The following is a 729-nucleotide window of genomic DNA, read 5'->3' as shown; positions in this document are numbered from 1 at the left end:
TATGGTGGGAGGTAAGAAAAGAAGGAAGGGCGGTGGGCGGGAGCGGTCGGAAAAAGACACGTTGGCCTTTCTTCTACCGGATCGCAGGGCGCATCCAACCTCTTCTTTCTCTAACTCTCCCTCCTCTAACCACCTGAACCTTTATTACTACATCAAGCCAATTTTATATAGAATACTACTTATTTTCTCGTATTTGTGTAAGAATCTCGTAACCAATACGATTTAGCGTATCGTCCATTAGATTTGGCCGATAATTAGATAGAATCACTATTCCAATAGAATTGTAAGGATCGCAGCCTAAAAAACTAGAATACCCATGAGTGCTGCCATTATGCCATATTATCCCGTTCCTTTTATCGATTATCCAGCCTAATCCAACTCCAAAGCTCTTTCCTTGGCTGATATGCTCCTGTTGGGTGACATGAAATGGTTTACTCATTGGATGATCAGCATATATCCCCAGGTATACTGAGAGGAATTGAAGCATGTCAGTAACGGTAGAGCGTAGTGCCCCAGCTCCTTCAAACACCTTCATAGCTAATTCCGGCTGATTCACATCTTTACCTGCGTACCCCGGAACTAATCGGTTTCTTTGATCAAGGGATAATCTTATAGTTGTGTCTTGCATACCCAGAGGTTGGCAGATGAACTCAAGCAGAGCTTTCTCTAAATCCGTCCCAAGTTTTTGTGCTAAATATCTTCCGAGCAATCCCATTCCTTCATTGGAAT

The 729-nt window shown here is 42.9% G+C and carries 2 protein-coding genes; one reads left to right on the top strand and one right to left on the bottom strand.

All coding sequences use genetic code 11. From position 1 onward, the window contains the following. On the top strand, window positions 1-226 hold a 226-nt coding region (locus tag AF333_RS36605; RefSeq protein ID WP_235497079.1), incomplete at its 5' end, for a hypothetical protein. On the opposite strand, the gene AF333_RS31355 is transcribed toward AF333_RS36605, so the two are convergent. Next, window positions 176-729, bottom strand: a 554-nt coding sequence (locus AF333_RS31355) for a serine hydrolase domain-containing protein (protein WP_152968253.1), incomplete at its 5' end; no start/stop codon positions are given. The two genes, AF333_RS36605 and AF333_RS31355, sit on opposite strands and share 51 nt — an antisense overlap.

This window comes from Aneurinibacillus migulanus, from assembly GCF_001274715.1.
Lineage (GTDB): Bacteria > Bacillota > Bacilli > Aneurinibacillales > Aneurinibacillaceae > Aneurinibacillus > Aneurinibacillus migulanus.
This window is presented reverse-complemented; position numbering and strand designations above follow the sequence as displayed.